This window comes from Mesorhizobium sp. P3_A10, assembly GCF_056403175.1.
In genome coordinates this window covers 1,266,667-1,280,753 of record NZ_JBFUFZ010000001.1, presented here as the reverse complement: position 1 = coordinate 1,280,753, position 14,087 = coordinate 1,266,667, and the positions used below count along the sequence as shown (strand labels likewise).

Here is a 14,087-nt window from a genome sequence, read left to right as displayed (position 1 = left end):
TCAGCGCCGATGGATCGAGCGCTGGAATTCCGCCGGTGTACGGCCGTAAACCTGGCGGAACGCGGAACTGAAATGGCTGTGGCTGGAAAAGCCAAGGTCCATGCCCAGAGTGGTGAGGTCGTCATAGCGGCCGAGCAGGTCAAGCGCGCGCGCCAGCCTCAGCCGCAGGTGGTAACGGTACAGCGGCATCGCCTCGACCTGCTGGAACACCTGCGTGAGATAGACCGGAGAGACGCCGACCTCGGCGGCTATTTCGGCCAGCGTCCAGCGTCTCGACAGATCCGAGGACAGGACAAGCTTGGCGCGATCCACCAGCTTCTGCCGCCCCGGACTGGCGCCGGCGCCATGCGAGGTGCGCTCGCCCAAAGCGCGGCGCACCAGCGTCAGGGCGAGCGTTTCGGCTTCGAGCGTCTCGGCGACCTTGCGGCTCAGACTGTGGCGGAGCAAAGCCACCAGCGCCTGCGCGCGCGGATCGATGCGCCGCCGCTGGCGGCGAAACGCCAAAGTGCTGCCGCTGCGCATCTGGTCCTTCGGCGCCAGCTCCCGCAACAAGCTTTCCTCGATGACGAGATCCAGGCAGGCGTCGCCGCCCTCGACCGGATGGCTGATCCGATAGGCTTCGGCCTCGTTGAAAAACAACAGCTGATTGGCTTCGGCGACAGCATCGTTGCGATCGAGATGGCGCACAAAGACGCCACGATAGGGAAACACCAGATGCGTGGCATGCGTGCACTCTTGCGCGCTCTTGTGCCGGCATTCGCCACTGCAGACGATGTCCCGGATCACCGCGGTACCGGTGTCCAGCAGAAGCTGAACCGCGAATTGCGACATGCGTTCTTCCGTCGTTGCCGAACGGGACCCGGTATTGCGGTCCCGTTCGGCACTCTACGCGGTCGACCTGCCCAATCCTGTCAGCAGTCTGTCGAAGAGCCGTCAATTCCAGAAACGGCGCATCGATTCGCAATAGGCCTCGCCGCGTGACAGACCTATGTCCTTGAGCTGTTCGTCGGTCATTTCGAGCAAGGCCAATCGACTCCTGCGCTTCACCATCTGCCGATCGATCCAGTTGGCCACCGCAATGATTTGCGCGGACAAGGACTGCCAGATCGTTCGCCGGTTTGAGGGACGAGCCGCCGCCGGCGTCGCCGCTGCTTGATTGGAGCGCATCGATCAGTCCTCACCCGAAACCGATGCGTCGGCCTCGTTCAGCGCTTGCGCGCATTCCTCACAGCAGACCTCCACCGTTCTGCCGCCGACCTTCACGCGGATGGGGTTGGCATCCAGTTTGCAGTCGCAAGCCGCACAGGTTTTCTCGGTCATGGTGTCATCTCCTTGACGTTCAGTTCGACCTGGAGAGGAGCACTTGCGGACGTCAGCGGCTGTCAAAATCTTTAGCGACTTTGCGCCGTCGCTGCGGGACGTCGCCCATCACCAAGGCGCAGCGGCAAAGCTCCTATGGGATTGCCCAACCCTCCTGACAGGAAGGTGTCAGGAGGGTTTCGCTATGGAGGTGCCATCAGAGGGAGGATTACACATGCCAACGCAATCAACAGCCAGCCGCTCCAATGATGCTCCGGCAGACGGCCGGGCCGATTTCGATTTCTTCTTCGGCCGCTGGGCTGTCAGCCATCGACGGTTGCGCAAGCGGCTCGCCGGCGACACCAATTGGGATGAATTTGGCGGAACATGCGACACGCGGCCGATCCTCGGCGGCCTCGGCAATTTCGACGATAATGTCATCGACTTGCCCGGTGGCAGCTATCGCGCCGCCACGGTCCGGACCTTCGATCCGGCGACGAAGCAATGGTCGATCTGGTGGATCGACGGCCGCAACCCGTTGACCATCGATGTGCCGATGCGCGGCACCTTTACCGACGGCGTCGGCACGTTTCTGTGCGAGGATGTCTTCGAAGGCCATCCGATCCAGGTTCGCTTCCTCTGGTCGCGGATCACAGAAAAATCCGCCCGCTGGGAGCAGGCCTTTTCAGCGGATGGCGGCAAGACATGGGAAACCAACTGGATCATGGACTTCGACCGCCAGGCATGAACGCCGGAGCGCACTTGTCAGTTACGCGTTGTCGTCGGTTCCAGGGATGAAGGCATCGAAGGCGGCGAGCAGCGGCTCGCGGTAGATATCCCGTTCCTGCAGGATTTCATGGCGGGCGCCATCGATCATCAGCAGGGAGCCGAGACGCAAATGTCTGGTGTAGGCCTCCACGGCCCTGGTCGAGACGACCTGGTCGGCGCCGGCGGCGATCACCAGCAAGGGAACCTGGATCCTGGCCATGAAATCCGGGTCGCTGACGATGTCGGTCGCCTCGGCTGCGGCTTTCAGCCAGCGGATCGTCGGGCCGCCAAGCGCGAGTTGCGGATAGGCCTCGTAGATCCCAGTGTTGCGTCGATAGCGCTCCGGGTCCGATGTCACCTTGTTGGTGGCGAACGGTGCTGTTTCCCTCGGTCGCGGACCCCATGCCGCGTAAAGCCGGCCGAGGCCGAGAATACACAAAACGGAGCAGACGCGGCGCACCGTTCTTATCGATACCGGCAGGTCTGGCACGGTGAAGAAAGGCGCGATCATCACCATGCGCCGCACACGGTTCACCATCGAGGGCGCGGCGAGCAGTGCGATCATCGCCCCGGTCGAATGGGCCAGGATGTAGTACGGCCCACGGCAATCGGGCAGCACGATCTCCTCGAAGAACTGCTCCAGATCGCCGGTGTAGTCGTAGAAGCTGCGGACATAACCGCGCTGGCGGTCGCGGATCAGCCGGTCTGAAGCGCCCTGACCGCGCCAGTCGAGCGTGGCAATGCCAAAGCCCCGATCGGCGAGGTTGCGGATGGTCTCGAAATATTTCTCGATGCACTCGTTGCGGCCGGTGAGCAGGACCACGGTGCCTTTCAACGGCCGCGTCACCGCAGGAAACAGGCCGTAGCGGATCCGCTTGCCGTCGCGGGTGGTGAAAAAGCCGCCGGCCGGGTTTTCCGGTGACGGATTGTCGGGAGTCTGGTGGAAGAGGTCCGTCATTCGGCGCTTCGTCTTTTGCTGCCTCGCCTGCCCCTGCGCGGCGTCGCCATGGTGATAGACGGCCATGCGCCAAAAGCAAAGGATTTCCGGGAGATGGGGAGAGCTGGACCTGCCAACGAGCAAGGCCGGAAACCGCTTGCGGCGAGCTTCCGGCCTCTGTCGATCCGGGAGGAAGGGACGTTACACCCGGTTCGGCCCCGTTGCCGCGCCTTGTCGGGCGCCGCTTGTTCTTAAGTCTTGAACACACTCTAGCGCCGGGTAGCTGAACGCGTGCCGAAGCCGCGGTTCATCTGCCGTTCATCAAGGGGACAAAACCGATCGGCAGGCAAAATCTTGAAATGCTTTCGGCCGCTCCCCAAATGTTGGATGCGGTCGCCAATGTCGGGGCCGCTGGTCCAGCCGAAACGCCGCTCGAGGGTTTCGCACCGGCCATACGCAAACCATGTTGCTCAACAGGAGAACACCTCATGCGTCACGTTGATTTTTCCCCACTCTATCGCTCGACCGTCGGTTTCGACCGCCTGTTCACCATGCTCGATTCGCTTGCGCAGCCCGACGGCGCGCAGACCTATCCGCCCTACAACATCGAGCGCACCGGCGAGGATTCCTATCGCATCTCGATGGCGGTTGCCGGCTTCTCGGACGAGGAAATCTCGATCGAAGCCCATCGCAATGTGCTGACCGTCAAGGGTGAGCGCAAGGACGAGGGCACCGGCGAAGGCTCCGAGCTGCTCTATCGCGGTATTGCCTCGAGGGCCTTCGAGCGTCGCTTCCAGCTTGCCGACCACGTCGAAGTCGTCGGCGCTTCACTGAAGAACGGCCTGCTTTTCGTCGACCTCAAGCGCAACATTCCCGAGGAGCTGAAGCCGCGCAAAATCGCGATCACGGCGCCTTCGGCCAAGGCCAAGCAGATCGAGGCCAAGACTGCTGCGTAATGCATCCTGAAATAAGACCGTCTCCTCCCGAGACGAAAGCGGCGCCGAGAGGCGCCGCTTTTTTGTTGCGCCGAAATCTCTGTCACCCAGAACCACGAATTAGGCCACTTGCTATTGGCCGGTTGCGATGACCGCCTCGACATTTTGCCGGTGAACAGGCTCGTACAGTGCGAAGTACTCGACCGCACCGTTGGCGAACATGTCGGCGCCAAAGGTTTTCAAATCCTGCCTCGCCAGATCGGGCTCATGTCGGCAGCGGAGCAGCTTTTGGACATATCCTTGCGTGGCGGCGATAAGGCCTTTGTCGTAACCGCCCGCTTCTATCGCTGCTAGGGAGCCGTGATTGGGCAGGATGCGGTCTATCGGCCAGCCGGCCATGCGTTCGAGATCGACCAGATGTTGCGCCAGCCGATCCGCCTCGCTGACATAGGTGATCGGGTCCTCCAGCGTGTCGCCCGCCAGCAGCAGGCCGCTGCCGGGCATGAACAGCACCGTGCCGTCATGGCTGTGGATCTCGACCTGGCGCAGCTCGACGGCGATCGATCCAACGGTGAGGTCAAGATTGCCTTCGAAGGTCCTGTTCGGCAGCACGAGAGGCTTGATTGGCGGAACGCCGCTTTCGATCTCGGTCCGGTTGTTCGCCAGCGCCGAGGCCGTGAGCGTGTTGGCGATGATCTCGCAATCCTGAAACACCTCATTGCCGGCAATATGATCGTCATGCCAGTGGCTGAGAACGACCCGGATCGAGCTTACGCCCATGGCTTCGAGCGTCTGCCTGACAAAGCGCGCATGGGGCAGCGAAATATGCGTGTCGTAGACAAGCGCCTCCGCGCCATCGACGATCGCATAGGTGCAGATGCCCAGGGCATAGGCGCCGTCGTCGAGCCAGTTCGGCTCGTCCGACCAGGCGCGAACCCCATCGATGCGGCCATCGTAGAAGCCGAGCACGTTTGGCGCCGGACGAAGCAGACGCATGGTTGAGCTGAGGGGTGAGATGGTCATCGGAAAAGCTCAGGCGATCATCTTGCCAAGGTGGTCGACTTCTTCAGTGGTCGTCGCAAAGCTGGCGACGAAGCGGTAGATCGCTTCATTATCGCCGAGGTGGCCGTCGAAGCTTTGCGGCACGCCCCATTCATAGAATTTAGCGCCGGCGCCTTGCATTTTTTCCGCATTGGTGCGGTCGAAAATGGCGAACACTTCATTGGCCTGCGGCAGCCAAGCCAGCCGGCCGGACGGCGCATCCTCGATCGTCGCGGCCAGCCTTGCGGCCATCGCATTGGCGTGGCGCGCCATCCTCAGCCACAGGTCGTCGGTAAAATAGGCCTCGAACTGAGCCGAGATGAGGCGCGCCTTGGAGAAGGTCTGCCCGGCGCGCTGGCGAAGCAGGCGCAAATCGTGCCCGATGTCAGGGTTCAGGACCACGACTGCATCGGCCATCCAGCAGCCGTTCTTGGTGCCGCCAAAGGAGACGATGTCGACTCCGCTTTTCCAGGTTATTTCCGCGGGACTGACCTCCGTCGCGGCAATGGCGTTGGCGAAGCGCGCGCCGTCCATGTGCAGCGGCAGCTTGTGACGGCGCGCGACCTCCGAGACAGCTTTCACGTCGTTGACGGTGTAGACGGTGCCGACCTCGGTCGCCTGGGTGATCGTCACCGCCATCGGCTGGCCGCCAGGGGCGAGGTCTTGCGAGTAGCGTTTGATGGCCCAGTCGAGAGCCTGCGGATTGATGCGCCCCAATGGGCCCGGAACCGGCGACATGCGCGCTCCACCGGTATAAAAACCCGTGGCGCCGAATTCATCGACATTCATATGCGCTTCGGAATGGCAGAAGGCGACCCCGCCGATCCGGTTCAACGATGCCATCGACAGCGCGTTGGCCGCCGTGCCGGTGGCGACGAAGAAGACCGCAACCTCGCGCTCGAAGATCTCGTTGAAGCGCTTGTAGACGGCGCGGTCGAGGTCGCCGTCGCCATAGGCGGTGGCGATACCGGCAGCATGGCGGGTCAGGTTGGCCGAGATATCGGGATGGACGCCCGCCCAGTTGTCGGATGCAAAGAACATTAGGAAAGGTCCATGTTTGGTTGTGAAGTCTGATGGCGAAAAAAGAGCGCGACCATGGCCGCTTCGGGGTTTGACGCGCAAGGGCCAAAGGCCGAAAAAGCGGTAAAGCCAGTGGCGGATCACGAAGGCGTGCGGAAGACCGAAGTTTTCGTTTCGGTCTCACCCCACGTAATTTTCTGTCGCCAAACGCCCAAGATTTTTGTGAATCGGTCTTGTGCGCTCTCAGGATTTCTGTCATAAAAATTTAGGACAGTAGTGCTGTCTTATTTTGTCGCACAAAACAGGCTGGATTGGCGTATCGTTGGGCCTCTCCGGCCGTTGCCGCGAGCGACAGGTAGACAGACTGGCTCTGGCCTGTACGAATACCAGATACGAACCATGCGGAAAGCCGCATGGTTCAGCCCAAGATTTCGCAAGACGTGCCGCAAGGATCAAGGGGGAGCCAAGCGCTTCCCGAGGCAAACCAGCGCCCGAACGGCTGGGAACGGAGGACAGGACGATGACGGACATGACGCTCTCTGCGACGAACGGCCAGGCCGCGCAGACGAAAGCGGCAACCGTCAAAAATACGTCCCTGACCACTATTGGCCGAACCGCCAACGGCTTTGCCGCGCAAGGTCTTTACCACCCGCGCAACGAGCATGATGCCTGCGGCGTCGGCTTCATCGTCAACATGAAGGGCGTGAAGTCGCACCAGATCGTCAAGGACGGCCTCGCCGTGCTCGAAAACCTGACGCATCGCGGCGCCGTCGGCGCCGATCCGCTGGTCGGTGATGGCGCCGGCGTGCTGGTGCAGCTTCCGGACGGTTTCTTCCGCGAAGAGATGGCAGCCCAGGGCATCGAACTGCCGCCGGCCGGTCAGTACGGCGTCGGACACTGGTTCATGCCGCAGGATGCGGCGCTGCGCGCCCATATCGAAGAAATCATCGCCGAATCGGCGCAGTCCGAAGGGCTGCCGCTGCTCGGCTTCCGCGACGTGCCGGTCGACAATGCGTCGCTGTCGAAGGCGCCTGATATCGTGGCGTCCGAGCCGTTCCACCGGCAAGTCTTCATCGGCCGCACGGCCGACATCACCGACGACGAAGAATACGAGGCACGGCTCTATTTGCTGCGCAAGGTGATCTCCGGCCGCATTTACGCGGAGAACGACAACAAGGACATCGGTTCCTACTGCGTGTCGCTGTCGGCGCGCACCATCGTCTACAAGGGCATGTTCCTGGCCTACCAGGTCGGCGCTTACTACAAGGATCTCAAGGACCCGCGCTTCGAGACGGCGCTGATCCTCGTCCACCAGCGCTTCTCGACCAACACCTTCCCATCGTGGAAGCTGGCACATCCCTACCGTATGGTCGCCCACAATGGCGAGATCAACACCGTGCGCGGCAACAACAACTGGATGGCGGCGCGACAGGCATCGGTCGATTCCGAACTGTTCGGCAACAACATCTCGAAGCTGTGGCCGATCTCCTATGAGGGCCAGTCCGATACCGCGTGTTTCGACAACGCGCTCGAGTTCCTGTTCCAGGGCGGCTACAGCCTTAGCCACGCCATGATGATGCTGATCCCTGAGGCTTGGGCCGGCAACAAGCTGATGGATCAAGACCGCAAGGCTTTCTATGAATACCATGCCGCACTGATGGAGCCGTGGGATGGGCCGGCGGCGGTCGTGTTTACCGACGGCCGCCAGATCGGCGCCACGCTCGACCGCAACGGACTGCGCCCGGCACGCTACATCGTCACCGACGATGACCGCGTCATCATGGCCTCGGAAGCCGGCGTGCTGCCGGTGCCGGAAGAGAGGATCGTCAAGAAGTGGCGGCTGCAGCCCGGCCGTATGCTGCTGATCGACCTCGAGAAGGGTCGTATCATCTCCGACGAGGAGCTCAAGTCGGAGATCGCCACCAAGCATCCCTACAAGACCTGGCTCGCCAACACGCAGCTCATCCTCGAAGATTTGAAGCCGGTCGCGCCGCGCGAATTGCGCCGGGACGTCAGCTTGCTCGATCGCCAGCAGGCGTTCGGCTACAGCCAGGAAGACACCAAGCTGTTGATGTCGCCGATGGCGACCACCGGCCAGGAAGCCGTGGGATCGATGGGCACCGACACGCCGATCTCGGCGATGTCGGACAAGTCGAAGCTGCTCTACACCTATTTCAAGCAGAACTTCGCCCAGGTCACCAACCCGCCGATCGACCCGATCCGCGAGGAGCTGGTGATGAGCCTGGTGTCCTTCATCGGGCCGCGGCCCAACATCTTCGACCTGGTCGGCAATTCGCGCCGCAAGCGGTTGGAAGTGCGCCAGCCGATCCTGACCAATGGCGATCTCGAAAAGATTCGCTCCATCGGCCACACCGAGGACCGCTTCGACACCAAGACGATCGACATCACCTATGGTTCGAACGAAGGCGCTGGCGGCATGCAGGGCGCCATCGACCGGCTGTGCGAGCGCTCGGAAGCGGCGGTCGCCGGCGGCTACAACATCATCATCCTGTCCGACCGCCAGGTCGGGCCGGACCGCATCGCCATTCCGGCACTGCTGGCGACAGCCGCGGTGCACCACCACCTGATCCGCAAGGGCTTGCGCACTTCGGTCGGTCTGGTCGTGGAATCCGGCGAGCCGCGCGAAGTGCATCATTTCTGCTGCCTTGCCGGCTACGGCGCCGAGGCGATCAACCCTTACCTTGCCTTCGACACGCTGCTCGACATGCACAAGCGTGGCGAATTGCCGAAGGAGGTCGACGCCTACGAAGTGGTCTCGCGCTATATCAAGTCGATCGGCAAGGGCATCCTCAAGGTGATGTCCAAGATGGGCATCTCGACCTACCAGTCCTATTGCGGCGCGCAGATCTTCGACGCCATCGGGTTGAAGACCGATTTCGTAGAGAAATACTTCACCGGCACCGCGACACTGATCGAGGGCGTCGGACTGGACGAGATCGCGGCCGAGACGCTCAGCCGCCACACCGATGGTTTCGGCAACGACCCGGTGCTGCGCAACAGCCTCGAGGTGGGCGGCGAATACGTGTTCCGCATGCGCGGCGAAGCGCATATCTGGTCGCCCGACGCAGTCGCCACCTTGCAGCACGCCGTGCGTCAGGGCTCGTGGGAAACGTTCAAGGACTATTCCGCCCAGATCGACAGCGAGACGGCGCGGGCGCAGACCATTCGCGGCCTGTTCAAGATCAAGCTCGCGGAAGAAAGCGGCCGCCAGAAGGTCGCGATCGACGAGGTCATGCCGGCGGCCGACATCGTCAAGCGGTTCTCGACCGGGGCGATGTCCTTCGGCTCGATCTCACGCGAGGCGCACACCACGCTGGCGCGCGCCATGAACCAGATCGGCGGCAAGTCGAACACCGGCGAGGGCGGCGAAGAGGCCGACCGCTATCTGCCGCTGCCCGGCGGCGGCAAGAACCCCGAGCGCTCGGCGATCAAGCAGGTCGCCTCCGGGCGCTTCGGCGTGACGGCGGAATATCTCGTCAACTCGGACATGATGCAGATCAAGGTCGCGCAGGGCGCCAAGCCCGGCGAGGGCGGTCAATTGCCCGGCCACAAGGTCGACGCAACCATCGCCAAGGTCAGGCATTCGACACCGGGCGTCGGCTTGATCTCGCCGCCGCCGCATCACGACATCTATTCGATCGAGGATCTGGCGCAGCTGATCTACGATCTGAAGAACGTCAATCCGGCGGCCGACGTGTCGGTCAAGCTGGTCTCGGAAGTTGGTGTCGGCACGGTGGCGGCTGGCGTCGCCAAGGCGCGCGCCGACCACATCACCATCTCCGGCTATGATGGCGGCACCGGTGCGTCGCCGCTGACCTCGCTCAAGCATGCCGGCAGTCCATGGGAAATGGGCCTTGCCGAGACCCACCAGACGCTGGTGCTGAACGGTCTGCGGGCGCGCGTGGCGCTGCAGGTCGATGGCGGCCTGCGCACCGGCCGTGACGTCATCATCGGCGCGCTGCTTGGCGCCGACGAGTTCGGCTTCTCAACCGCGCCGCTGATCGCGGCCGGCTGCATCATGATGCGCAAGTGCCATCTCAACACCTGCCCGGTCGGCGTCGCGACGCAGGACCCGGTGCTGCGCAAGCGCTTCAAGGGCACGCCCGAGCACGTCATCAACTTCTTCTTCTATGTGGCGGAAGAGGTGCGCGGGCTGCTGGCCGAAATGGGCTACACCCATATCGACCAGATCATCGGCGACACCGACCTTCTGGAAAAGCGCGACCTGATCGTGCACTGGAAGGCGCGCGGCCTCGATTTCTCGAAGATGTTCTTCAAGCCCGATGCGCCGCATGCTTCCGTGCACTGGACCGAACGGCAGAAGCATCCGATCGACGACGTGCTCGACCGCAAGCTGATCGAACTGGCCAAGCCCGCGCTCGACAGCAAGCAGCCGGTCAAGATCGAGGTCGACATCCGCAATGTAGACCGTTCGACGGGCGCCATGCTGTCGGGCGAGGTGGCCAAGCGCTTCAAGCACAAGGGCCTGCGCGAGGACACGATCTCGGTGAAGCTGACCGGCACCGCCGGCCAGTCCTTTGGCGCCTTCCTGGCGCGAGGCATTTCGTTCGAGCTCGTTGGCGCGGCCAACGACTATGTCGGCAAGGGCCTGTCGGGCGGGCGCATTGTCATCCGTCCGCCGGAAGAGGCCAAGATCGTCGCGGCTGACTCCATCATCGTCGGCAATACGGTGCTCTATGGCGCAACCGAGGGCGAGGCTTATTTCGCCGGTGTCGCCGGCGAGCGTTTCGCTGTGCGCAACTCGGGTGTCGCCGCCGTCGTCGAAGGCGTTGGCGACCATGGCTGCGAATACATGACCGGCGGCATCGTCGTCGTCATCGGCCAGACCGGCCGCAACTTCGCCGCCGGCATGTCGGGCGGCGTCGCCTATGTGCTGGACGAAGCCGGCGATTTCGCCGAGCGCTGCAACATGGCGATGGTCGAGCTGGAACCTGTTCCCGAGGAAGACGATCTGATGGAGAAGCTGCTCCATCACGGCGGCGACCTCGACCACAAGGGCCGCGTCGACGTCTCCGGCGATATGACCAGCCACGACGAGGAGCGGCTCTACCAGCTGATCTCGAACCATGTGCACTACACGGGTTCGGTCAGGGGTCGCGAGATCCTCGATGACTGGACGACTTTCCGGCCGAAATTCCGGAAAATCATGCCGGTCGAGTACCGCCGTGCGCTGATCGAGATGGAACGCATGCGCATGGGCGTGGCGGCGGAATAGGCTTTGGGAACTGCCGGGAAGCCCAGGCTTCCCGGTCAATACTTTCATCGACAGTTTGACCTCGGGCGCAAGGTTGCCATGGCTGCCTCAAGAGGTTAACGGGTGCGGCGAAACCCGCACCATCTGGACAGCAGGAACTGGACTATGGGTAAGGTAACAGGCTTTCTCGAGATCGACCGGCAGGTGCACAAGTACCAGCCGGCCTCCGACCGCATCCGGCATTTCCGTGAGTTCACGCTGCCGATGTCGGACAAGGAGGTCGAGAAACAGGCCGCGCGCTGCATGGATTGCGGCATTCCGTTTTGTCATGGGCCGACAGGCTGTCCGATCCACAACCAGATCCCGGACTGGAACGACCTCGTCTACAATGGCGACTGGGACAATGCGATCCGCAACCTGCATTCGACCAACAATTTCCCCGAATTTACCGGCCGCATCTGCCCCGCACCTTGCGAGGAAGCCTGTACGCTGAACCTCGAGGACATTCCGGTCGCCATCAAGACGGTCGAGCAGGCGATCGCCGACAAGGCCTATGAAACCGGCCATATCAGGCCCTATCCGCCGGAAAAGAAGACGGGAAAACGCGTCGCCATCATCGGCTCGGGACCAGCCGGCATGGCCGCCGCGCAGCAGCTTGGCCGCGCCGGCCACGACGTCCATGTCTATGAGCGCGAGAGCCGGCCGGGCGGGCTGATGCGCTACGGCATTCCCGATTTCAAGATCGAGAAGCACTATATCGACCGGCGCATCGAGCAGATGCAGGGCGAGGGCGTGACCTTCCATTGCGGCGTCAATGTCGGCGTCGACAAGAAGGTCAGCGAACTGCTCGCCGAATATGATGCGGTGCTCTATTGCGGCGGTTCGGAAACGCCACGCGCTGCCGGCATTCCCGGCGACGATCTCGACGGCGTGCATGATGCGATGCCGTATCTGGTACAGCAGAACAAGCGCGTCGGCGGCGAGCCGATCCAATCGGTGGCGTGGCACGCGGCGCCGATTGTCGCCGGCGGCCAGCACGTCGTCGTCGTCGGCGGCGGTGACACCGCCTCCGACTGCGTCGGCACCGCCTTCCGCCAGGGCGCCGTGCGCGTCACCCAGCTCGACATCCGGCCGCAGCCGCCGGAGAAGGAAGACAAGCTTTCGGTCTGGCCCTACTGGGCAACCAAGATGCGCACCTCGTCGTCGCAGGCCGAAGGTGCGGAGCGCGAATTCCAGGTGGCGACGCTCGAATTCATCGGCGAAGAGGGCCAGCTGACCGGCGTCAAATGCTGTGAGGTCGATGACAAGCGCAAGCCGATCGCCGGCACCGAATTCGTCATCCGTGCCGATCTCGCCTTCATCGCCATCGGCTTTGCCGGGCCGACCACCGTCGGACTGGTGTCGGAATTGGATGGCCAGATGAAGATCGTCACCGACAGCCGCCGTTCGAAAAATGTCGAGGCCAACGATCGCGACTACAAGACCAGCGTCGACAGGCTTTATGCGGCGGGCGATGTGCGTCGCGGCCAGTCGCTGGTTGTCTGGGCGATCCGCGAGGGCCGCCAGGCAGCGCGGTCCATCGACGAGGCGTTGATGGGATCGAGCGTCCTGCCCCGTTAAGGGTTGATCGCCGTCGTTGTCTCGCCTGCGGCCGCCGTCGCCGGCTGGGTCTTGGGCGGCCAGGAAAAATCGTCGGCGCGGCCCGGCGAGGCAGCGGACGCCTTGCCCTCGACGACCAGTTTTTCGCCGGGCAGGTTCACATCCGCCTTTGCCGGTGGCGCTGCACCGAGAAGTTCCGAACCGCCGTCGAGCGCCGGATCGTTGAGCAGCATCGGCACGGTGCGGTCGACCACGATGGGCGCCGCGACCGGCGACGGCACTTCGACGGGGGCGCCAGCCGGCGCGGAGGCCGTAACCGCACCGCCGGGTGCTGTCAGCCCAAGGATCTTCATCAGCGGCTTTTCGGTATAGAAGGCGAGCTTGCGCTTGCCGGCCTTCGACACGTTGATGCCGTCATCGGAGCGCAGGCGCACCGCCTGGCCGTTAATATCGGGCCCGGTGGTGACGAAGGCGCCGTTCTCGTCGACGAACCCGTCCCAGATGTCAACAAACTCACCGCCACCGCTTTCGGCCGCCGAATGATAGATGTCGTTGAAGGCCAGCATGTCGGAAGTCATTTTCGGCACCCGGAAAGCTGGCATGCCAACCCACAGGAAGGGTACCTTGGTCGACGCAATGGCCTTGCCAAGCGCATCGGTCCGGCGCTCATATTCTTTGGTCCAGTTCTCGGATCGCGGCTGTTCGCGCACGTCGTTGACGCGCATCTGCTGGCGGTCGTTGGACCCCAGCATGACGACGACAGCCGCGGGCTTCTCGGTCTCGATCAACGACTTGATCTGTTCGGGCCAGTTGTAGAAATCATCACGCACGAAACCGGAGGAGCCGTTGCTGCGAGCGACGATCCTGACGCCGGGATTTTCGGCAAAGGCAGTATCGAGGCCTTCCGCAAGGCCGCTTGCCATGAAATCGCCGACCACCAGAACGACGCGGGCATCCGGTGTTTTCTCGACAATCGGTATTGCCGGTTCGGCCGGTGGGCGAGGTGCCTTCTTTCTTGCCTTGGGCCGCGGCTTCTGGATGTCAAGCGGCGGCTCTACCCGCTCACTTCTGCGCGGGAACAACAGGTCGCGCAGCGACCAGCCCCGGTTTTGCTGTTCCTGCGCGATTGCCGGCGTGTGAAAGGAGCTGGCGGCGGCGACTGCCAGAACGGCAATGGCCAGAATCAGGATCGGCATGCGACGGACGATGACCCGGATACGCGCGACCGAAACCAATCACCCTCTCCATCCCT

Annotated in this window: 11 protein-coding genes; 4 read left to right on the top strand and 7 right to left on the bottom strand. The window is 62.9% G+C overall.

The window, feature by feature from the left end:
- From AC1DXU_RS06175 to AC1DXU_RS06165, 3 genes are all read right to left on the bottom strand, one after another.
- Entirely contained in the window at positions 1 to 831 is an 831-nt protein-coding gene (locus tag AC1DXU_RS06175; RefSeq protein ID WP_477365631.1) for a helix-turn-helix transcriptional regulator, read from the bottom strand.
- A 102-nt stretch (positions 832 to 933) separates the two neighbouring features.
- Positions 934 to 1,167 carry a DUF1127 domain-containing protein gene (locus AC1DXU_RS06170; protein ID WP_477365628.1) on the bottom strand — a complete coding sequence of 78 codons (234 nt, stop codon included), beginning with the start codon at positions 1,165 to 1,167 and terminating at the stop codon, positions 934 to 936.
- A gap of 3 nt (positions 1,168 to 1,170) precedes the next feature.
- Positions 1,171 to 1,320: a hypothetical protein gene (locus AC1DXU_RS06165; protein WP_477365625.1), complete on the bottom strand. Its 150-nt coding sequence runs from the start codon at positions 1,318 to 1,320 to the stop codon at positions 1,171 to 1,173.
- A 214-nt stretch (positions 1,321 to 1,534) separates the two neighbouring features.
- Between AC1DXU_RS06165 and AC1DXU_RS06160 the strand changes: the two genes are divergently transcribed.
- Positions 1,535 to 2,047 carry a DUF1579 domain-containing protein gene (locus tag AC1DXU_RS06160; protein WP_477365622.1) on the top strand — a complete coding sequence of 171 codons (513 nt, stop codon included), beginning with the start codon at positions 1,535 to 1,537 and terminating at the stop codon, positions 2,045 to 2,047.
- A gap of 21 nt (positions 2,048 to 2,068) precedes the next feature.
- Here AC1DXU_RS06160 and AC1DXU_RS06155 read toward each other — a convergent pair whose 3' ends face one another.
- Positions 2,069 to 3,025, bottom strand: coding sequence for an alpha/beta fold hydrolase (locus AC1DXU_RS06155; protein WP_477365619.1), 957 nt, complete (start codon positions 3,023 to 3,025; stop codon positions 2,069 to 2,071).
- A gap of 467 nt (positions 3,026 to 3,492) precedes the next feature.
- On the opposite strand from AC1DXU_RS06155, the gene AC1DXU_RS06150 reads away from it, so the two are divergent.
- The gene (locus tag AC1DXU_RS06150; protein WP_477365616.1) at positions 3,493 to 3,960 is read left to right on the top strand and encodes an Hsp20 family protein; all 468 of its coding nucleotides are present in this window, start codon (positions 3,493 to 3,495) and stop codon (positions 3,958 to 3,960) included.
- Positions 3,961 to 4,071: 111 nt separating this feature from the next.
- On the opposite strand, the gene AC1DXU_RS06145 is transcribed toward AC1DXU_RS06150, so the two are convergent.
- Entirely contained in the window at positions 4,072 to 4,962 is an 891-nt protein-coding gene (locus AC1DXU_RS06145) for an MBL fold metallo-hydrolase (protein ID WP_477365613.1), read from the bottom strand.
- A 9-nt stretch (positions 4,963 to 4,971) separates the two neighbouring features.
- Positions 4,972 to 6,021 carry a threonine aldolase family protein gene (locus AC1DXU_RS06140; RefSeq protein ID WP_477365610.1) on the bottom strand — a complete coding sequence of 350 codons (1,050 nt, stop codon included), beginning with the start codon at positions 6,019 to 6,021 and terminating at the stop codon, positions 4,972 to 4,974.
- A gap of 499 nt (positions 6,022 to 6,520) precedes the next feature.
- Between AC1DXU_RS06140 and gltB the strand changes: the two genes are divergently transcribed.
- Together gltB and AC1DXU_RS06130 are read left to right on the top strand one after the other, a co-directional pair.
- Complete coding sequence (gene gltB, locus AC1DXU_RS06135) at positions 6,521 to 11,257, top strand: glutamate synthase large subunit (protein ID WP_477365607.1); 4,737 nt, start codon at positions 6,521 to 6,523, stop codon at positions 11,255 to 11,257.
- A 144-nt stretch (positions 11,258 to 11,401) separates the two neighbouring features.
- Positions 11,402 to 12,856 carry a glutamate synthase subunit beta gene (locus tag AC1DXU_RS06130; RefSeq protein WP_477365604.1) on the top strand — a complete coding sequence of 485 codons (1,455 nt, stop codon included), beginning with the start codon at positions 11,402 to 11,404 and terminating at the stop codon, positions 12,854 to 12,856.
- On the opposite strand, the gene AC1DXU_RS06125 is transcribed toward AC1DXU_RS06130, so the two are convergent.
- Positions 12,853 to 14,070, bottom strand: a complete 1,218-nt coding sequence (locus AC1DXU_RS06125; RefSeq protein WP_477365601.1) for an SGNH/GDSL hydrolase family protein — start codon at positions 14,068 to 14,070, stop codon at positions 12,853 to 12,855. The genes AC1DXU_RS06130 and AC1DXU_RS06125 overlap by 4 nt on opposite strands.
- Positions 14,071 to 14,087 lie beyond the last annotated feature (17 nt).